This window comes from Mesorhizobium sp. WSM4809 (assembly GCF_055811655.1).
Map to the genome: position 1 here is coordinate 598,556 of NZ_JBVVQW010000003.1, position 19,072 is coordinate 617,627.

The 19,072-nt window shown below is 60.7% G+C and carries 22 protein-coding genes and 1 pseudogene; 11 read left to right on the forward strand and 12 right to left on the reverse strand.

Annotation, left to right across the window (positions count from 1 at the left end; genetic code table 11):
• Window positions 1–3: 3 nt before the first annotated feature.
• Window positions 4–975 (forward strand): quinoprotein relay system zinc metallohydrolase 2, encoded by a 972-nt coding sequence (locus tag AC0L24_RS11020; RefSeq protein WP_473563702.1) that lies wholly within the window; start codon window positions 4–6, stop codon window positions 973–975.
• Window positions 976–1,092: 117 nt separating this feature from the next.
• On the forward strand, window positions 1,093–1,956 hold the full coding sequence (locus AC0L24_RS11025) for a quinoprotein dehydrogenase-associated SoxYZ-like carrier (protein WP_128288650.1): 864 nt from the start codon (window positions 1,093–1,095) through the stop codon (window positions 1,954–1,956).
• 124 nt (window positions 1,957–2,080) lie between these two features.
• Here AC0L24_RS11025 and AC0L24_RS11030 read toward each other — a convergent pair whose 3' ends face one another.
• A complete protein-coding gene (locus AC0L24_RS11030; protein ID WP_127269861.1) occupies window positions 2,081–2,434 on the reverse strand; it encodes a hypothetical protein in 354 nt (117 codons plus the stop codon).
• Window positions 2,435–3,245: 811 nt separating this feature from the next.
• On the opposite strand from AC0L24_RS11030, the gene AC0L24_RS11035 reads away from it, so the two are divergent.
• The 8 genes from AC0L24_RS11035 (at window position 3,246) to pqqE (ending at window position 10,663) form a co-directional block, all read left to right on the forward strand.
• Window positions 3,246–5,021: a methanol/ethanol family PQQ-dependent dehydrogenase gene (locus AC0L24_RS11035; protein WP_473563715.1), complete on the forward strand. Its 1,776-nt coding sequence runs from the start codon at window positions 3,246–3,248 to the stop codon at window positions 5,019–5,021.
• A gap of 176 nt (window positions 5,022–5,197) precedes the next feature.
• On the forward strand, window positions 5,198–5,722 hold the full coding sequence (locus tag AC0L24_RS11040; RefSeq protein WP_127327544.1) for a c-type cytochrome, methanol metabolism-related: 525 nt from the start codon (window positions 5,198–5,200) through the stop codon (window positions 5,720–5,722).
• 1 nt (window position 5,723) lies between these two features.
• Complete coding sequence (locus tag AC0L24_RS11045) at window positions 5,724–6,587, forward strand: quinoprotein dehydrogenase-associated putative ABC transporter substrate-binding protein (RefSeq protein ID WP_164873994.1); 864 nt, start codon at window positions 5,724–5,726, stop codon at window positions 6,585–6,587.
• Window positions 6,584–7,144 (forward strand): PQQ-dependent catabolism-associated CXXCW motif protein, encoded by a 561-nt coding sequence (locus tag AC0L24_RS11050; RefSeq protein WP_127267403.1) that lies wholly within the window; start codon window positions 6,584–6,586, stop codon window positions 7,142–7,144. The genes AC0L24_RS11045 and AC0L24_RS11050 overlap by 4 nt, the downstream gene beginning before the upstream one ends.
• A gap of 414 nt (window positions 7,145–7,558) precedes the next feature.
• Window positions 7,559–8,497: a pyrroloquinoline quinone biosynthesis protein PqqB gene (gene pqqB, locus AC0L24_RS11055; protein WP_127810617.1), complete on the forward strand. Its 939-nt coding sequence runs from the start codon at window positions 7,559–7,561 to the stop codon at window positions 8,495–8,497.
• Complete coding sequence (gene pqqC, locus AC0L24_RS11060) at window positions 8,494–9,252, forward strand: pyrroloquinoline-quinone synthase PqqC (protein ID WP_127810618.1); 759 nt, start codon at window positions 8,494–8,496, stop codon at window positions 9,250–9,252. The genes pqqB and pqqC overlap by 4 nt, the downstream gene beginning before the upstream one ends.
• Window positions 9,252–9,545: a pyrroloquinoline quinone biosynthesis peptide chaperone PqqD gene (pqqD, locus tag AC0L24_RS11065; RefSeq protein WP_292141135.1), complete on the forward strand. Its 294-nt coding sequence runs from the start codon at window positions 9,252–9,254 to the stop codon at window positions 9,543–9,545. The genes pqqC and pqqD overlap by 1 nt, the downstream gene beginning before the upstream one ends.
• Complete coding sequence (gene pqqE, locus AC0L24_RS11070; protein WP_127810620.1) at window positions 9,542–10,663, forward strand: pyrroloquinoline quinone biosynthesis protein PqqE; 1,122 nt, start codon at window positions 9,542–9,544, stop codon at window positions 10,661–10,663. The genes pqqD and pqqE overlap by 4 nt, the downstream gene beginning before the upstream one ends.
• Before the next feature lie 19 nt (window positions 10,664–10,682).
• On the opposite strand, the gene AC0L24_RS11075 is transcribed toward pqqE, so the two are convergent.
• The 4 genes from AC0L24_RS11075 to AC0L24_RS11090 form a co-directional block, all read right to left on the reverse strand.
• Window positions 10,683–11,303, reverse strand: coding sequence for a hypothetical protein (locus tag AC0L24_RS11075; protein WP_127810621.1), 621 nt, complete (start codon window positions 11,301–11,303; stop codon window positions 10,683–10,685).
• Window positions 11,304–11,378: 75 nt separating this feature from the next.
• Window positions 11,379–12,344 (reverse strand): DUF3592 domain-containing protein, encoded by a 966-nt coding sequence (locus tag AC0L24_RS11080; protein WP_245481743.1) that lies wholly within the window; start codon window positions 12,342–12,344, stop codon window positions 11,379–11,381.
• A 118-nt stretch (window positions 12,345–12,462) separates the two neighbouring features.
• A complete protein-coding gene (locus AC0L24_RS11085) occupies window positions 12,463–13,071 on the reverse strand; it encodes a class I SAM-dependent DNA methyltransferase (RefSeq protein WP_127810622.1) in 609 nt (202 codons plus the stop codon).
• A 153-nt stretch (window positions 13,072–13,224) separates the two neighbouring features.
• A complete protein-coding gene (locus tag AC0L24_RS11090; RefSeq protein ID WP_372337994.1) occupies window positions 13,225–14,235 on the reverse strand; it encodes a glycoside hydrolase family 25 protein in 1,011 nt (336 codons plus the stop codon).
• On the opposite strand from AC0L24_RS11090, the gene AC0L24_RS11095 reads away from it, so the two are divergent.
• On the forward strand, window positions 14,123–14,398 hold the full coding sequence (locus tag AC0L24_RS11095) for a hypothetical protein (protein ID WP_245481745.1): 276 nt from the start codon (window positions 14,123–14,125) through the stop codon (window positions 14,396–14,398). The two genes, AC0L24_RS11090 and AC0L24_RS11095, sit on opposite strands and share 113 nt — an antisense overlap.
• Before the next feature lie 72 nt (window positions 14,399–14,470).
• Here the strand turns inward: AC0L24_RS11095 and AC0L24_RS11100 are convergent, their stop codons facing one another.
• The 7 genes and pseudogenes from AC0L24_RS11100 to AC0L24_RS11130 form a co-directional block, all read right to left on the reverse strand.
• Window positions 14,471–15,259, reverse strand: coding sequence for a phosphodiester glycosidase family protein (locus AC0L24_RS11100; RefSeq protein ID WP_127327552.1), 789 nt, complete (start codon window positions 15,257–15,259; stop codon window positions 14,471–14,473).
• Between the two features lie 76 nt (window positions 15,260–15,335).
• A complete protein-coding gene (locus AC0L24_RS11105) occupies window positions 15,336–16,208 on the reverse strand; it encodes an undecaprenyl-diphosphate phosphatase (protein ID WP_127269867.1) in 873 nt (290 codons plus the stop codon).
• A gap of 188 nt (window positions 16,209–16,396) precedes the next feature.
• Window positions 16,397–16,594: a hypothetical protein gene (locus AC0L24_RS11110; RefSeq protein ID WP_013532087.1), complete on the reverse strand. Its 198-nt coding sequence runs from the start codon at window positions 16,592–16,594 to the stop codon at window positions 16,397–16,399.
• A gap of 185 nt (window positions 16,595–16,779) precedes the next feature.
• Window positions 16,780–16,896: pseudogene (locus AC0L24_RS11115) on the reverse strand (GFA family protein); the annotation flags it as partial.
• Window positions 16,897–16,986: 90 nt separating this feature from the next.
• Entirely contained in the window at window positions 16,987–17,943 is a 957-nt protein-coding gene (locus AC0L24_RS11120; protein ID WP_127810624.1) for an alpha/beta fold hydrolase, read from the reverse strand.
• A 43-nt stretch (window positions 17,944–17,986) separates the two neighbouring features.
• Window positions 17,987–18,472: an SRPBCC family protein gene (locus AC0L24_RS11125; protein ID WP_127269871.1), complete on the reverse strand. Its 486-nt coding sequence runs from the start codon at window positions 18,470–18,472 to the stop codon at window positions 17,987–17,989.
• A 213-nt stretch (window positions 18,473–18,685) separates the two neighbouring features.
• Complete coding sequence (locus tag AC0L24_RS11130; protein ID WP_127269873.1) at window positions 18,686–18,934, reverse strand: ParB N-terminal domain-containing protein; 249 nt, start codon at window positions 18,932–18,934, stop codon at window positions 18,686–18,688.
• Window positions 18,935–19,072 lie beyond the last annotated feature (138 nt).

Sequence of the window (19,072 nt, forward strand, 5' to 3'; positions counted from 1 at the left end):
TTCATGTCGATCGATCGGCTAAGACGCAGGCTTGTGGGTGGCTTCGCCTGTACCGCCGCCAGCGCCGCCTTGCTGTCATGCTGCCTCGGACGAGCCGTTCTGGCGGCAGGCGGCAGTTCTCGGTTCTCGGTCAGGCAAATCGCCGACGGCGTCTTCGCCTTCCAGGGCGCGGATGAATTGATGACCGCCGCCAATGACGGTGCGATCTGCAATCTCGGCGCCGTCGTCGGTACCGATGCGGTTGCCGTCATCGACAGCGGTGGCAGCCTGATCGAGGCGCACGCCTTTCTCGCCGCGATCGGAAAGGTAACAGCAAAGCCGGTTCGCTTCCTGATCAACACCCACATGCACCCCGACCACATCTTCGGCAATGCGGCATTCCGGGAGATCGGCGCGACGATCGTCGGTCATCGCAATCTGCCGCGCGCCCTCGACGCGCGTGGCGCGTTCTATCTGCACAACTATCGCGAACAGCTTGGCGAGGCGCTTATGGAGGGGGTCGAGATCGTGTCGCCGACCATGCTGGTCGACGATCACCTGCAACTCGACCTCGGCGGGCGCATGATCGAACTGCGGGCATGGAAGGCGGCGCACACCGACAACGACCTGACCGTATTCGATACCGCGACCAGAACGCTCTTTGCCGGCGATCTCGTGTTCATGGGCTCCTTGCCGACGCTCGACGGATCACTGCTTGGATGGCTCCGCCAGATGGATGCGCTCGCCGTGATCGACGCCGCGCGCGTCGTTCCAGGTCATGGTCCTGTAACGGCCGACTGGCCACAGGCGCTGGCGGGGGAGCGACGCTATTTCGAGATTCTGGCGCGCGATATCCGCAAGGCGATCGCCGACGGAACGCCGCTGCGCGAAGCAGTCAAAACCGCTGGCGAAAGCGAACGGGATAATTGGCACCTGTTCGACTATTACAACGAGCGCAACGCAACGGCCGCATTTGCCGAACTCGAGTGGGAATAGACGATGCCGACATGCGTCCAGCACCTGTAAGGCACGGCGATTTGCCAAGGCGTCGCCAAAGGCTTATCCTCAACGCCAGCCTGGGCACCACCTCTCGGCATTGGTGGAGGCATCGAAATGCAAAATCACGCTTACTCGAGCCGGCAGCTCGCTTTGCCGCTCGCATCCGTTTTTGTCGCGATCATCTTGGCCATCGGCACGCTGCTCGGCTCCTCGGGAACCGCCAGCGCACAGCAAACAACCGCGTCCTCGGACAGAATCTGGCATGACTTGAAGGGCGACGTGTTCGGCGATCGGGCAATTCTGGTCGATACCGGCGTCGTCAGGATCGAAGCGCCGAAGCGGGCGCAGGATGCCGCCATCGTGCCCGTCGACATCCATCTCGATCCAGCCAAGGCGCCGGACGGCATCAAATCCGTTACCTTGATCATCGATGCCAACCCTGCACCGGTGGCGGCAACGTTCCAGCTCGGCAAGGATGCCGGCGTGACGCATCTGTCGACGCGCGTGCGCGTCAACGACTATTCCTATCTGCGTGCCATCGCTGAGACGCAGAGCGGCCAGCTCCATATGATGCAGACCTTCGTCAAGGCATCAGGCGGATGCTCCGCCCCTGCGGTCAAGAACCAGGACGAGGCCAACGCGACGATGGGTCAGATGAAGCTGCGCCAGTTCCCGCCCAAAGAGACGATGACCAAGACTGAGGAACTGCAGTTGATGATCCGGCATCCTAACAATTCGGGCCTGCAGCGGGATCCGCTGACCCAGTATTTCATACCGGCGCATTTTGTTCAGAAACTGTCGATCTCGCAAGCAGGCCGGCCGATCCTCTCCATGGAAGGTGGAATATCGATTTCGGAAGACCCCAATTTCCGGTTCGATTTCACCGTGCATGGCAACGGCGAAATCCAGGTGGAAGCGACCGACACGGATGGCAAAACATTCCGCAATCAGTGGCCCCTGGAGACAGCAGGTCTCTGAAGTATCCCTCTTGCGCCGTAATGCCGGATGCTTGCCAGCTCGATCCCCGAAGTGAAGCTCATTTCGGGAGGATCATGTCCAGGCAAAGGATGGAACTCCATCCGGCTTGCGGAGGGAGCAGGCTCTAAAAGCAGCGCACGTCGGCTTCCGACTGCGCGCGCTTCAATTCGGTACGGGCGGCCTTCGCCGGTGCGCTTTCGCGAAACAGCCCAGCGTTTTCGCCTGTGGTCAAAGACATACTCTTGAAAGTCTCGGCCCTCTCATAGTGGTCGTACGGAAGGATCGAGGCGATGACGTCGATCGAGCAGGAACAGCTTTCCAGCGCCTTACGTGTCTGGCCGTTCGTCTGCATGCAGCCGAGCACGTAATCGGCAATCGTTGCTGTCGGGTAATCTCCCGCGGCGCCCGCCGGGTTTGCGAAGGCCAGCGGCGCGGCCAGGAGCAGCGGCAAGGTCGAAAATCCAACATATCTGATCATGGGAAAACCTCCGGTTAGCCTGGGCGCGATGTGCCATGTCGGGATCACCGTGGCAGTTGGCAACGAGCCGCAGAGTCAGTCAAGCGCCCATGGCTTCCGTATACGACCAAAGGAGGAATGCGGTACTCATCGACCGTGGTTCCGCATGGCGGCCTGATGGCCCGCTCCACACCCCAACTCCAACGATCATCTCATGCTTGGCCCACTATCGATTCCCCATGCAGCACGTAGATGGCCAGGTCGGGACCTCGAAGTGAATACCGCTAAATAAAATCCTTGCTTAGGTGAAATGTAAAACTCAAAAAATAATCAAATTTTATGCGGCCAACCGTTACTTAGCTAGTAGAAATACTTTATCTAACAAATACCGTCCTAGTTATTTCCTTATATTGCACCGCATCATTTACGATATTGCGGTGCAAAAGACACCCAGGCTTTTTTGCTTGCCTAGCGTTTTGCGATGACATAGCCTCACCCTGTTTCCGGCTTCAAGGGCGTCACCGTCATTAGGGAGCGGCGACAGTCTTTCGTAGGCCAAGGTGAGGTGGGCAGTAACGGTGCCCTCTGCACATCTGGCTTAGGTCGTGACACGCTGCCGGAAATATTTCCCCCCCGTGAATCGCTTGGGCAAGCCCTTGTGGGCTCAGCAAATGATTCATCACTATGAACCTCGGGAGGAATTCGGATGCGTGTACTTACGAAAGCTACCTATATTCTAACCACTGCGGCGTTTCTGTCGCTCGGCGCGGCCTATACGGCGTCGGCTAACGAGGACCTTGCAAAGCTGGCTTCGGATTCGAAGAACTGGGCAATGCAGACGGGTGACTACGCCAACACCCGCTATTCCAAACTCAACCAGATTACTGCGGACAATGTGAAGAACCTGCAGGTCAAGTGGACCTTTTCCACCGGCGTGCTGCGAGGCCACGAGGGTGGACCGCTTATCATCGGCGATGTGATGTATGTCCACACGCCTTTCCCGAACAATGTCTTTGCGCTCGACCTCAAGAATGACGGGAAGATCCTCTGGAAATACGAACCCAAGCAGGATCCCAACGTCATTCCGATCATGTGTTGCGATACGGTCAATCGCGGTGTTGCCTATGGTGACGGCAAGATCATTCTCAATCAGGCCGACACCACGGTCGTCGCCCTCGACGCGAAGACCGGCAAGGTCGTCTGGTCGGTCAAGAACGGTGACCAGACCGATGGCGGCAAAGGCGAATCCGGTACGGCTGCCCCCGTCGTCGTCAAGGACAAGGTGCTCATCGGCGTCTCCGGCGCCGAATTCGGCGTTCGCGGCTGGCTGGCCGCCTACAATCTGAAAGATGGCAAACTCGCCTGGAAAGCCTATTCGGAAGGTCCGGACGCAGACACCCTGATCGATCCCGAAAAGACCACGCATCTCGGCAAGCCGGTGGGCAAGGACTCCGGCACGAACACCTGGGAAGGCGAGCAGTGGAAGACAGGCGGCGGCACGACATGGGGATGGTATTCCTATGATCCCAAGCTGAACCTGGTCTACTATGGCACCGGCAATCCCTCGACGTGGAACCCCGTACAACGCCCCGGCGACAATCGCTGGTCGATGACGATCATGGCCCGCGATGCGGACACGGGTGTTGCCAAATGGCTCTACCAGATGACCCCGCATGACGAATGGGACTATGACGGCATCAACGAGATGATCCTCGTCGATGGCATGGACGTCAACGGCGCCAAGCACGACGTGCTGGTGCATTTCGATCGCAATGGCTTTGCCTACACCATGGATCGCGCCAGCGGCGAACTTCTCGTCGCCAAAAAATACGATCCGGCTGTGAACTGGGCGACCGAAGTCAACATGGACCCAAAGAGCGATCAGTATGGCCGCCCGCAGGTCGTGGCGAAATATTCGACCCAGCAAAACGGCGAAGACACCAACTCGACCGGCATCTGCCCGGCCGCGCTTGGAACCAAAGACCAGCAGCCGGCCGCCTACTCGCCGAAGACTGGGCTGTTCTATGTCCCGACCAACCATGTCTGCATGGACTATGAGCCTTACAAGGTAAGCTACACCGCCGGTCAGCCCTATGTTGGCGCCACCGTGTCGATGTACCCGGCCCCTGGCGGCGACGGCAGCATGGGCAACTTCATTGCCTGGGATGCAGCCAAGGGTGAGATCGTCTGGTCGAAGCCCGAGATGTTCTCGGTGTGGTCTGGCGCGTTGGCCACGGATGGCGACGTCGTCTTCTACGGCACGCTCGAAGGCTACATCAAGGCGGTCGATAAGGACGGCAAGGAACTCTACAAGTTCAAGACCCCGTCCGGCATCATCGGCAACATCACGACCTACGAGCAGGGCGGCAAGCAGTACATCGCCGTTCTGTCGGGTGTTGGCGGTTGGGCAGGTATTGGCCTGGCAGGCGGCCTGCTTTCGCCTGATAACGCCGCTGCCTGGCATGGCGCCGTCGATCAGGGCCGTGCCCAAGGCGATGAGGCCGCCGTCGTTGGCACCGCTGGTCTTGGTGCCGTCGGTGGCTACGCGGCACTTGCCGACTACACGACGCTGGGCGGTCAGCTCACCGTCTTCGGTCTCCCGGATTGATGCGCTGGGAACCTTGAGAACGCCTCAGGTCTTGTGAGACCAAAGGCTTGAAGAACGAGAGCCCGGATCATCCGGAAGCCATGGCCGGGCTCTCGATTCGGTTACGCACCCAAAACACCGATCAATGCCGGTCGCGCCAGCAAAACCGTGTCCATTGGCAAATGAAGGAAGTTTGAATGTCCGTTCGCATTGTAATTTCGGCTTTGGTCCTGGCTCTGCTGCCTCTGGCAAGCTCAGGCGTCGCCCAGGCCGACGACAGCATGGAAAAAGCCAAGGCGGTGAAGGAAGAAGGCGGCAAGTATTTGGATGCGGATGGAAATCCGACCTACAAGATCGAAAACGGAACCGTCGATTGGTACACGTTCAGCGGCTACCGCCGGTATCACTCCGATTGCCATGTCTGCCACGGACAGGATGCAACAGGTTCGAGCTATGCGCCGGCTTTGGTCAACAGCCTGAAAAACATGGATTACGGCACGTTCCTCTCGATCGTCGCCGAGGGCCGCAAGAATGTCGGCGGCGGCAAGGAAAACGTCATGCCTGCCTTTGGCGACAACAAGAATGTCTATTGCTACATGGACGACCTCTACATCTACCTGCGCGCGCGCGCAGATGGCGCGGCGCCCCGCGGACGGCCGCCCAAGCACGAAGACAAGGCCCAGGCGGCGAAGGATGCCGAAGCATCCTGCATGGGTGGGTGACATGATTGGCCGCGATGCATTGAAGCTGCGCGTCGTTCTGCCGATCCTCGGCACGCTCGCCTTGCTGCCGTCGAATGCGCATGCGCAAAGCGCCGGCCTTGGTGCGGCGGGAGAACTGGTCGACCCCGACATCTTGCGCGTCTGCGCCGATCCCTCGAATATGCCCTTCACCGACAAGAGCGGCGAAGGATTCGAAAACAAGCTGGCAGAGCTGGTTGCCGCGAAAACCGGGCGCAAGTCCGTCTCCTACACCTGGTTTCCCACGATCACCGGCTTCGTGCGCAATACGTTGGGGGCCAACCGATGCGACATCATCATGGGCTATGCCCAGGGCGATGAGCTGGTGCAGAACACCAACGCCTACTATCGCTCCGCCTATGTGCTGGTGCATCCGAAAAGCAAAGATATGGAAGGCGTGGAAACGATCGAGGATTCCAGACTCACGGGCAAGACGATCGGCGTCGTTGAAAGCACGCCGCCAACCGCCAACATGGCCGCCAACAAGCTCCTGCGGACCGCCAAGATCTATCCGCTTGCGGTGGATACGCGCGTCACCCCATCCATGGGGGAGGTCATGATCAAGGACATGCTGGCACACAAGATCGATGCGGCGGTGCTGTGGGGACCGATGGCAGGTTACTATGCCAAGGAACTCGGAGCTGATGTGACGATCGTTCCACTGGTGAAGGAAAAAACCGGCTCGCGCATGTCTTACCGCATTACCATGGGCGTACGTCCGTCCGACCAGGAATGGAAGCGGACGCTCAACCGGGTGATCAGGGAAAACCAGGCGGAGATCACCAGGATCCTGCTGAGCTATAACGTGCCGCTGATCGACGAACACGACAACCTGATTACCCAATGAATGGAAGGGAGACTATTTTCTTGCTGGTCGCCGCGAGCCTTCTGGGTCTGACCGAGCCGACATGGGCTGGCGATGTCGCCGAACCCAGTGGTTTCCGGATGGACGACTATCGGGCGCCGGTGCCGCGGACGCTGCAAGGCGCGAGGGTGGTGACGACGGTGGAAGCGGAAGCGCTGTGGCGGGCGAAAAAGGCGATCTTCTTCGACGTGATGCCGGACACGCCCAAACCGACCAATTTGCCGGCAGGGACCATATGGAGGGACAAGGTCAGAAAGGACATCCCCGGCAGCATATGGCTGGCCAATGTGGGATACGGCGCTATTTCGCAGGAGACCGCCAGCTATTTTCGCCAAGGCCTCGAGGCCAAGGCCGGGACGGACAAGTCGCGCGCGATTCTGTTCTACTGCATGACGAATTGCTGGATGTCGTGGAATGCGGCGAAACGGGCCGTCGAGTGGGGCTACAGTTCGGTAATCTGGTATCCGCTAGGCGCTGATGGGTGGGAAGATGCAAACCTTCCACTGGAGGAGAAAAAACCCTACACAACGAACAATTAAAGTAAGGACTGCAATTATTCTCGATAGTTTGTTTTCAACTTTTCAAAACCTATTGTTTCATTTGTCCATTTTGAGACTTGATGGACGAGCCATTGCGTCGGTGCCCTGCAATGGTTGGCTAACGACAGGATCGGTCCCTTCGGGCTGGTATAAGAGGAGAAATGTCATGAAGAAGAACTGGAAAAAACCGACCATGTGTCAGGTTGCCGCTGGCTTCGAAATTTCACGGTATCTGCCTGCTGAAATTACTCCCAAGAAGTAGGCCGCAGAGGTGCGCGTCCTTGGCGACAGGGGCGCGCATCCCCTCGCCCCATGGATTTTCGTGAAAGATTTTGACGCACGCAAAGCGCGCGAAGCGTTTTTTGTGACTGCAAATTGCCTGCAGGTCAGAGAAGCCGGCGCGCGGGCATTTTCATGCATTTGAGGATCATCGGATCGGCGGCGGGCGGCGGCTTTCCGCAATGGAACTGCAACTACAGTCTGAGTCGTGCGGCTCGCACCGGCATGGCCGGCGTGCATTCACGAACCCAGTCAAGTGTCGCCGCCTCGGCGGACGGGTTCGGCTGGGTTCTTTTCAATGCCTCGCCCGACATTCGCCAGCAAATCGCTGCAACACCTGAACTGCAGCCTGCGGGCGATGCGCCGCTGCGCTCGACGCCTATTCGCGCGGTGGTGCTGACCAACGCCGATGTCGATCATATCGCCGGACTGCTCAGCCTGCGCGAGCGGCAGCCTTTCGCCATCTATGCAACGGCGCAGGTTCTGGCGACGCTGGAGGCGAATTCGATTTTCAACGTTCTCGATCCAGCGCTTGTGCCGCGGCGCATCCTGCCGCCGGCGAAAGAATTGGCCATTTGCGACGCAGAAGGCCGCGAGACCGGCGTAATGATCGAGCCCTTTCCAGTGCCCGGGAAGATAGCACTCTATCTGGAGGATAGAGACCATCCGGATGCCAATTTCAGCTCCGACGCAGGTAATACGATCGGAGTCCGAATTGCCGGCATCGGCAGCCGCGGCTCCGTCTTCTATATCCCAGGCTGCGCGCGCATCGATGCGGCCTTGCGCGCGCGTCTCGCCGATGCCGCCTGTCTTCTGTTCGACGGCACGGTCTATACCGACGACGAGATGATCGTTGCCGGCGTCGGTCAGAAAACCGGCGCGCGCATGGGGCATCTGGCAATCTCGGGAGAATCGGGTTCGATCGCCGGCTTGGCCGATGTGAAGGTCGGCCGTCGTGTCTTCGTCCACATCAACAACACCAACCCCATCCTTGACGAGAACTCCGCCGAGCACGCGGCGGTCAAGGCGGCAGGCTGGGAAATCGCAAGCGACGGTATTGAGGTGGAATTTTGAGCGACTTCCGCGATGCAGCCAAAGGCGGACTCTCCACGAACGCTCTCGAAGCCGTGCTGAGGCAGGTTGGCGCCGAGCGCTATCACAATCGCCATCCCTTTCACCACAGGATGACCAGCGGCGCATTGTCGAAGGCCGAGATGAAGGCCTGGGCGCTGAACCGCTATTGCTATCAGGCGGTCATCCCCCGCAAGGATGCCATGATCCTCGTGCATGCCGAGGATCCAGCGTTTCGCGCCGCGTGGCGCAAGCGGATCGAGGATCATGACGGCGAGGACGGCTGGAGCGGCGGCATCGCGCGCTGGCTGCATCTGGCAACTTCGCTCGGCCTGGACGCCGAGGCCGTGAAGAGCGAAAGGCTGGCACTGCCGGCGACGCGCTTCGCGGTGGGCGCTTACCTTTCCTTTTGCACAAACCGGACGTTGTTCGAGGCGGTCGCGTCCTCGCTGACCGAGATGTTCTCGCCACTCATCATCGGCGAGCGGGTGCCGGCAATGCTGGCCAAATACGACTACATCACCGAGGATACACTGGCCTATTTCAGGCAACGGCCCGAACAGGCCTCGCGTGACGCCGACTTCGCCCTCGCCTACGTGCTCAGCCATGCCGATACGGCGGAGCGCCAGCAGCAGGCAATCGATGCACTGGTGTTCAAATGCGATATACTCTGGGCCATGCTTGATGCGCTTCAACACGCCTATGGCGAGCAGGGAAACATACCGCCCGGCGCCTTCCAGCCCGAGGCAGCCCTATGATGGCGCTGCGCGAAAGAGCCGTGGTGTCGCTGCAGTCGATACCTTCGCTGCCGAAGCACGTGCGCATACAGTACGATTCCGTGCGGCAGGCATTCGCCGTGCTTTCACCCGAAAAGATATTCTGGCCGAACGATGTCAGTCTCGATATTTTGCGCCGCTGCGATGGACGGTCAACGGCAGGCGATATCATTGCTGGCCTTGCCGCGGATTATGAGGCCGAACAGGAGGCCGTGGCGACCGACGTCATCGCCTTCCTGCAGGAATGGTCGGACAAGCTGCTGGTGAGGCTATGAGCACGCCCCTCCTCCCTCCAATCGGCATGCTGGCGGAACTGACGCATCGCTGCCCGCTGCAATGCCCTTATTGCTCCAATCCGCTGGAACTGCTGAAGGCCAATCGCGAACTCGACACAGAGACCTGGCTCGCCCTGTTCTCGGAGGCCGCCGATCTGGGAGTGCTCCAGGTGCATCTGTCCGGTGGCGAGCCGACACTGCGCCGCGACCTCGAGCAATTGATCGCAGGGCTTGCGGGGCGCGGCGTCTACACCAATCTGATTACCGCGGGCGTTGGCATCGTCGAGGGCCGTATCGAGGCATTTGCCGAAGCCGGCCTCGACCATCTGCAACTGAGCTTTCAGGGCGCGCGGCCGGCGACCACCGATCGCATCGGCAACCACAAGGGCGCTCACGAAAAGAAGCTGGAAACGGCACGCCGCGCACGCGCTGCCGGTCTGCCTCTTACCATCAACGCACCGATCCATCGCCATAACATCGAGGAAGTGCCGGAATTCATCGATCTCGCCCTTTCGCTGGGCGCGGAGAGGCTCGAGATCGCCAATGTGCAGTATGCCGGCTGGGCGTTGACCAATCGCGACCAACTGATGCCCGAGCGTGAAGCGGTCGACAGGCAGGCGGAGATCGTTGCGGAGGCACAGGAGCGACTGGCCGGCATCATCAACATCGATTTTGTGACGCCGGACTATTTCGCGATCTATCCCAAGCCGTGCATGGGCGGCTGGGCGCGGGACGCCTTCATGGTGACGCCTGACGGCACCGTACTGCCCTGCCATGCCGCACAGACGATCCCGTCGCTCAGCTTCGAGCGTTTCGAACCACGCAGGCTGTCCTCGATCTGGGCCGATTCACCGGGGTTCAATGCCTTTCGCGGCACGGACTGGATGCAGGAACCCTGTCGCGGCTGTGAGCGGCGCGAGATCGACTGGGGCGGCTGCCGCTGCCAGGCGATGGCGATCGCCGGCGATGCCGCTGCAACGGACCCGGCTTGCGCGAAATCGCCGGTCCATGCTCGCATGGCAATGCTGATCGACGAAGCCAAGCGCATTGCCACAGCCCCTTCGAGAGAAGAACCATTCGTCTACCGGCGGATCGGCGCCATGACCGAATCCGCCTGACCTGGCGAGAAAGCGCGTCTCACCCCCTCCGCAAAACGCGAAGCGTCTGCTCGTCAAACAATGGCTCGTCCTGGCCGATGCGCACAAACAGCAGGCTGTGCCCCTCATCCGCCGGCACCTCGAAATACTGGACGCCGTCAGGCATTTCGCCCCAGACGCCGCAGGGCGGCTCCGGAATCTCGTTGGGATCGGCAAGTGCTTTCAGCTCTTTCGCATAGGCGGCGTCGGGGCTGAATGTGTAGCGTTTGACGCCGGCGGGTACTGTGCTCTCGGTGTAAGGCGTCAGCACGCAGCGGGCGCTGACAGTCTTGTCGGTTTTTTCCAGGAACAGGCGGCGCAATGCAGCCTCGGCAGTTTCACCTGATATGATGTCGAACAGTTCGACGAGAGGATCGGCCGCGCCGCCGTCGCTGTATTTGATGGCAAGCGCGTTGTCGGCGAATTCGAAATGGATCTGGCGGAAGCCGAAGTCGCAGCGTTGCGCCCAGGCGGCCAGCCCGATATTTTTGTCAGACAACCTTTCCCAGACGCATTTGTCGATCGGCGGGCGCGACGGTGCCGGTTCGTCTGCCATCGCGGACATTGTCGCGGATGCAAGCAGGGCGCTGGCCCAGATGATCGATCTCATGGCGCTATTCATCGCTGCATCCTGTTTAGGTAAAGGCATCCCATGAGGAGCCGTCTGGATTGGCATTGGGGAAGTCGGCTGGCACGCTCAAACCAGCCCGAGCAGAAAGGCCGCGCCACCGAGAAAGCCTGCCGAGCAGAGCCATAGCAGCCAAAGCCCCCGGACCCGGCATTCGAGCACCGCCGAGCCGGGGTTGGCGGGGTCATAGTGCACGTCGACCTTGCTGCCTTCGACATACTGCCGTGCCTGGCCGCCGACGAGGCCCGGCAGCGAGGCAGTCACGGTGGCGCCGAAGGCCACACGATCGGCGCTGTAGCGCTGGCCGGCGACGCCATAGGAGTAGACGATTCGGGATTTGAAGACGGTGCGCCAGCGGCCATAGCCTGAATGGTTTCGGAGCGCCTGCAGACCTGAAGTGTCGATGCAGCCAACCACGATCGGCCATTTTGCCGCCTGCTCGGCCAACGCTTTCTGGGCGAAACCCATGCTCAGGATGAACAAGCCCATAAAAAGCAGCAACGCCGCGGCACCGAGATTCTGCGGCTTGGGCAAATGCGGCCCGATCGCTTCCAGAACACCGCCGACGGAAAACACCAGCACAACCGCGCCGAACACTAGGCCGGCCGAGAGTTGGACCATGAACTTGAAGGCGCCGTCCGGCAGGGTGCGCTCGATCACCGCTTTGCTCGGATCGGCCGGATTGTAGAAGACAGTCACCTCCGCGCCGCGGGGAAACTGGGCAAGGGTTTCAGCGACTTCGAAATTCCCCAAATTCTCTTTCACGCTGTAGCGCGAGCTTTGAAATTTCTTGCCGCCGACCTTGTATTCGAAGGTTATCGCCGGAAAATTGCGCATTTCGGTGGTGTCAGTGCTGTCCGAACCAACGCCCGAGTTTCTGACCTCACGTGCCTCGACGCGCGACGAGATGATCTTTCCCGGCGTCGGCAGCCAGCGGCTGAGCGCTTTCACCTCTCGCCATTTCATGAAGGTGATGAACGACAGCGCGCCCGCGACCACGCACGCAAAGCCGACAAGCATGATCTTGAGTTCCAACTCGTCTCCCCCCAGGAGTGCAGGAACTCGCACATAGACAGCATGGCGGCGGCAATGTCTTGTATTTTCGCAAATCTGAAAAGGCTGAGCAGCGCAAACGGCAACAGCCCACGCCGCGTCATGCAGGCTTCACGGCCAGGAACGTGTTCCATTCTTCGCTATCGCGGCCGACGTTGAAATCGTCCCTGATGAGGACGAGCCCGGCGCCTTCGAGACGGGCCGCGAAGTCGTCCCTGCACCAGTAGACCGTATGATATTCGCCTGATGTCTCGCCGTCGCCATTGCGCATCGAGACGAGGAAGGCGCCGCCCGGGCGCAGCGACCCGGCTATCTTGGCAAGCACCTGGTCGGTCTCAACGCGAGGCACATGGATGAGGACGCACAGGGCCAGGACCGCGTCGTAGGGGCCGCCGAGATCATCGGTGATGAGATCGAGCAACTCGCCATGCTTGCCACGCGCGGCCTGCAGTTCCAGAAACCGCTTGGTCGCGTCGGTGCGCCGGACTTTGACACCCAAAGTCTCCAGAAAATCCGCGTCGTATCCGGCTCCGGACCCGACTTCCAGAATCCGGCCGCCTGTACCGGCGATTGCCACCAGGCGCTTGAGCGATGCCTGCTCCCTCTCGTTGGGAGCATGGCGCACGATGGCATCATATTGTTCCGCATAATCCTCGTAAGCGCTGATCGTTTGACGGCTCTGTGCCAGAGCCTCCGATGACACACCCATCTTTTCCTCCCATGCGTCCATGTCGGTCAAAGAGCCGGACACTTTCCTCAGCCAATGCTGCCGGCGGAAGCGTGTCCATCGAGCAGCCCGATGTCGCGTTGCCCAGACCGCGGACATCAGGCAGAGCGAAGTGCGCCGGGACTGACGACTGTCTCAGTTGGCGTCGGCTACCGTCTGCCGGCCGCCGGCCCAGGCGCGCCATTGCCGTTCGTCGCCATGGAAGACATTGAGGTCTATGCGGCCGGTGACGCCGTGCGACAGGCCGGAGCCGGAATACTGCCAGAACAGCCATTTGCGGCCGGGATAGACCTTTGACGGATGCTGGGCCACGGCACGCAGCCAGAACGGATAGTCGAGGAATTCGCCTCTGAGATTGTCGCGGTAGAAATCGGGCGCGGTGTAGATGATGGGCCGCTGGCCGTAATGCCGCTCCAGCTTGTCCATGAACACCTGCATCTTTTCCAGCACCTTTTCGCGCGACGGCCGCCGCTTGCAGCTGGACTCGCCGTTCCACTCGACGTCGATCACCGGCGGTAGCGCGCCTTCGACCCTGGGCACGTTGCGGATGAACCAGTCCGCCTGCTCGCCGGCCGTGCGGCACCAGTAGAAGAAATGATAGGCGCCGCGCTTCAAGCCGGCGGCGTCGGCGCTGCGCCAGTTTTTCATGAACATCGGATCGAGGTGGTCACCTCCGTCGGTCGCCTTGATGTAGGCGAAGTTGGCGCCCTGGGCCCGCAATTTGTCCCAGTTGACGTTGCCTTGCCAACGCGAGACGTCGACGCCGTGCACTGCAAGGCGGCGAGGCGAACCCTTGCCGAAATTGATCGGCTTGGCGTCGCGAAATCCGTAACGGGTGAGCGGCCCGGCCAGCATGGCCGGTGCCGCGCGGGTCAACAGCTTGGGCGGCGACACCAAGGCTGCCGGCTCGACCGGCAGCCCGCCGACATCAGGCACTTGGGGATCAGGCACGTCGGGCGCGGCAAACACCCCCGTCTCTTCCTCCTCCGCCAAGCCGAACGGGCGCGTTTTTTCCCCCGGACCGTTGTCAGACATGGGAGCCAATCCGGCCCTTGCCGCCCTGTTGCCCCTTGCCGCCGGAGCAGCGGCGATCGGTGCCGGCGGCCGGATCACGGAACTGGTGGTCTCGTTGGACGGTTTCTGCAAATCCAGCGCATCGACGCCGGCCGTTGACGAGCAGCCGGCAAGGCATAGCGATGCGACCAAAAAACTGACGACGCCCGGAATCCGCATCTGGACCTGTACTCAAAACACAACAGACCGAGGGCAAAACGACAGCCGACGGACAAACCAGATCAGTTATGAATGAGAAATTACCAATAAAGTTTGAATCAAGTTTTTTTCGCCCATACCGCGTGCGGGCAAGCGCGATGGAAACCGGCTAGGATTTTTTGAAAACGCCGATCATCGGCCCGAGATTCCAATAGTCGTCTTTGCGGCCGATGGCAGGCGCAAACAAGCTTGATATCGTGCCGTCGAGGAACAGCGCGTTGTCGCAGCCGAGCGCATCGCGGAACAGACGGGCGAAGGCATGGAAGGTCACCGAGCCATTCGAAATCGCAAAAACCGCGACGCCGTCCTTTCGCACCCCGACACCGTCGCGGGTTTTCCGTGAAGTGCCGTCAGCCTGGAATTTTGGATGCAGCTTGCCGTCGATCACCAGCATCGGCCCCGATTGCGTCGCATAGTCGACTGTCGGGCGCCTTTTCACGAAATCCCTGGTGGCACGGACTGCGGCCTTGCCGTTTCGCATGTAGAAAATGCCGTTCGGCTGCAGGGAAAAATTGCCGCTTCCCGATCCCGTTTTCACCGAGGCCATCTCCTGGCCACGCTCGACATAGAGGCCGACCGGCGCGAGGTTCGGGTGATACATACCGGCATTGATGCCGAACAGCATGGTGCGCCCTGCCGCCTGTTGCGTGGCATGCAGATTGTGCAGCGACTGAAACGGCTTGCCCGCCGCATCCTTCCAGAACAGCTCGAGCTGATATCGTTTTGGATCGACCTCGCAAACGAGATAGCTGGTCGCCTCGAAGGTGAAGTCCCGGCATGGCGGCAGTGAAGCGGTCCACTGGCCAAATCCCATGCCAAATGCCGCCACCGACGGCAGTGCGCCCTTGGCCAATGCCAGCAGCAACGGCAATGATTGCAGGAGGGTCAGGAAATCCATGCGCTTACCGGAATCGAAGTTCGTGGTCCGGTACGGATATAACCTGTTTCAAGCGAGACTGTGAAAGGCTCTGGACTTAGGCAAGCCATCCCATGGCGACGCTCAACAACAAGACGATGCCGAGCAGGCCGCGATAGATGACGAACGGCCAAGCCGAGAAACGCTCCAGCACGTGCATCAGCCCCCATATGGCGAAGAAGGCGGAGATCGACGCAACGACCAGCCCGACAGCAAGCACCGACCAGCCATGGGCGTCGAGATGGACCTTGTGCAGTTCCCAGAGTTCCTTGAGGCCGGCGAGCGCGATGGCAGGCAGCCCGAGCAGGAATGAGAAGCGCGCCGCCTCGGCCCGCTTGAAGCCGAGCCCCAATGCCGCCGTCAGGGTCGAGCCCGAGCGCGACACGCCGGGAACAAGCGCGCCGATCTGGGCAACACCGACGAGCAGCGCATCGGTCAGCGACGCGCCCCCCATGCTGCGCCGGTGACGAGCAAAGATCTCGGCCAGCGCCAGCAGGATCGCCATTGCGATGCAGGCCCAGCCGATCACCGTCAGGCTGCGTAGCGGCGAATTGCAGGCGTTGAGCACGCCAGACAGCGCCACGCCGGCGATGACGATCGGGATCGTCGCCAGCACGATCCAGAGCGCCAGCTTGAAATGCCGGTCGGCGAAATCGCGTCGCGCCAGAGCGTTGAAAGAACCAAACAGGATATTCCTGACATCACTCCAGAAATAGCTGACCACCGCGGCAAGAGCCGCGAGTTGCATGGCGGCGGAGAAGGCGGAGCCGGGATCCTGCCAGCCGAGCACGGCCGGCACGATGCGCATATGGGCGGTCGAGGAAATCGGCAACAGTTCGGTGATGCCTTGCACCACGCCGAGGAACGCCACCTTGGCGAACCCCAGGCCGACGAAGCCCGTATCCAGGCCTTGTGTGCAGATATCGGCCAAAATCGAATTCCGTGCATGAGAGATCGGAGTTGCGTGGACCGACCATCGGTCAATCCTGGGCAAGCCTTATCGTCATGGGCCGGATAATCAATTTACGGATTTGTAAGCTGGCGTGCCGAAGTGCACGCCGTTCGAAACCGGCCCACCTTGGAGCCGGCTTGAGATACACAGCGAAAATCGCAAAGCGACTACGGGCAGAGCCAGAGTTTCTGGCATGTCCTGGCGATCACATGCGCCGGCGGCACTTCGGGCTCATCGGTCGAAGGCCGGCGAGCCCGTTCGAGCAGCATGCGCACCTGTTCGGGGCGCACACGATCGCGCTCCATCACAAGCAGGACCATCGGATCGCTCAAAAGCTCGTCCAGGGTGCTGATGCTGTCGTTCATCCGTCGTCTCCTCGAATGCCGTACCCGCGACCCATAAATAGGGAGACAATGATGGCCCGCCAATGACGCTTTGCCGGCTATCTCGTGTCGATTTGGATTAAATTTTGGCCATGCTTGCGCTCTCCCCTGGCCCTTGGCGCTGCGCGTCGATCCACTCCTTCCACAACAAGGGGAGAAGGGAAAAATCAGCTTGGCGGAGGGGCGCCTTCGTATTTCGGCAGGCTGTCATCGAGCACCACCCAGGGCTGCTTCGAGCCCGTGAAAATATGCATTTGCGGCTTGAAAACCGTGGGATCGTCGAGCCATGCGAGTGGGGGTGAAGCCATGACGCCGAAAGCCGTCATGGCAGCCACGGAAAGCGGCTGCCCGCTAACAGCCGGCGGCCTTGGCGTTCACTCCGTTTCGCCGACGACCTCGTCCCAGGTTTTGACCTTGGTCTGGCCGTTGAGGAACGGCAGCGCGGCGGCCGTCAGTTCGGGGGCGAAGAAAGTGTCGTAGTGGGTGCGGTTGGGCAGGATCGCCAGGCGGTTTTGCGACAGGTTCTCGCGCATCCAGCCGGCATCCTTCAGCCCGCCGCCGAGCATCTGATAGAACTTGATCTCGTGTTCGGGCTTGTACATATCGCTGTCGCCATAGACCAGCATGACCGGCATCTTCAGCTTGGCGACGTCGGCCGCGTAGTCGCGGTTCTGACGCATGAAGCCGCCCAGCGCATCGAGGAGCTTCGGGAACTCCTCAGGATGCGGCGCCACGGCGACGTAGGATTTGTACATCGGCGTCTCCTTCATGAACTCAGCCGCGGCCGCGCTCACCTGTGCCTGCTGGGGACGCATCTCGTCATAGAAGCCGTCCGTGGCGTAGCCGGTCGATACCAGGACGAGGCGGCGCACCGCTTCGGGATTCTGGACGGCCATGCGGAAGGCGACGCCGCCGCCCAGCGAATAGCCCATGACATCGACCTGATCGTAACCGAGCGCCTTGACGATGGCGGCCATGTCGTCGCCCATCGCCTCCACGGTGAATGGGCGGTCGCCCAGCGCGGTGCGACCGTGACCCTGCAGGTCGACGCCGATGACGGTGCGGTTTTCGGCAAGTTTCGGCAGGATCGGCGCGAACATATCCGTGGTGCCGAGACCGCCATGCAGCAGAAGCAGCGGCTCGCCCTTACCATAGATGGCATAATAATAATTCAGGCCGTTGATCGGCAGCAGGCCGGACTTTTCCGGCTTCGGCAGTGCGTTCGTCTCAGTCGTCATGGCGGGTTTTGTCTCCTCCGCATTGGTGGTGCCTGGGCAGCCAACGAGCGCTGCAACCGAAGCAAGAATGGCGAAAAACAGGGTTTTGGACATATCGATCTCCTCTCGTCATGCCGGTATCAGAGCGTCATGCGGATCAAAGCGTTTTGGCGAGTTCTTCGAGCTGGTCGGCGCACTGTCCCCAACCCTCGTGGAAACCCATCTTCTCATGCTGTTCGCGGTCGGCGACGCTCCAGTGCCTGACCCGAGCGATGTAGCGGGTCTTGCCATTGCCCTCGTCCTCGAAGGTCAGCGCGACGGTCATGAACGGCTTTTCCGAAGGCTGCCAAGCCTCTGTGTAGGCGTCGGTGAGGACGATCTTCCTGCCGGGAACGACTTCGAGGAAGACTCCCGGGTTGGGGAATTCGTTGCCGTCCGGGCTAGCCATGACGACAAGGCTCGAGCCGCCGGTGCGCACATCCATCTCGGCGCGAGGCGTCGTCCACGGCTTTGGCGAGAACCAGCGCGTAATCAGTTTCGGGTCAGTCCAGCAGCGATAGACGTTTTCGCGCGGTGCATCGATGATGCGGGCGAGAACCAGTTCACGGTCGTTGGTGGGGGCGATGTCGAGCTTGATGGTCATGATGGCATCCTGCGTTTGATCTGGCTTCCGTCCCAAGGACGAGCCGATGAACCGCAAACCGACATCGCCCGCAAAGAAAATGTCGACACCGTCTCGATGGGCCGAGACGTCACCCACCTTCGTCATCAATGGGCGAAGCAGGAGCGCAGCGACGCAGCGCAGACCCGAGGATGACGAAGCGATAAAAACCTCTGCGCCGAGAAACCGGACGTGTCAGTGGCGTTTGGCTTGCACCAGATAAGCCTCGATCTCGGTCTCGCCGAGCCACCTTGCCGCCTCCAGCCGGTGCAGGCCTTCGACGAGGATGTGGCGCTTGCCGTCATGGCGGACCTGGATCGGCGTCTTCATGCCGTTTTCCAGGATGTCCTCGGCCAGATGGCGGACGGTCTCGGGATGCAGCGTCTTCTTGCGCGCCGTCGGCACGTAGATCTCGTCGACCTTGACCTTTTGCACTCTGAGCATTCCGACCCCCGTGGCGGAAACGCCGCCTCCCCTGAGATAGTCCGTTTGATGGAGGCGGCCAAGGGTGCGGCTAACGAATGCTGGCCCGATCGTTTCTATTTGACGCGTGACCGGCAGATCGCCGAAATGGCGGCCCTC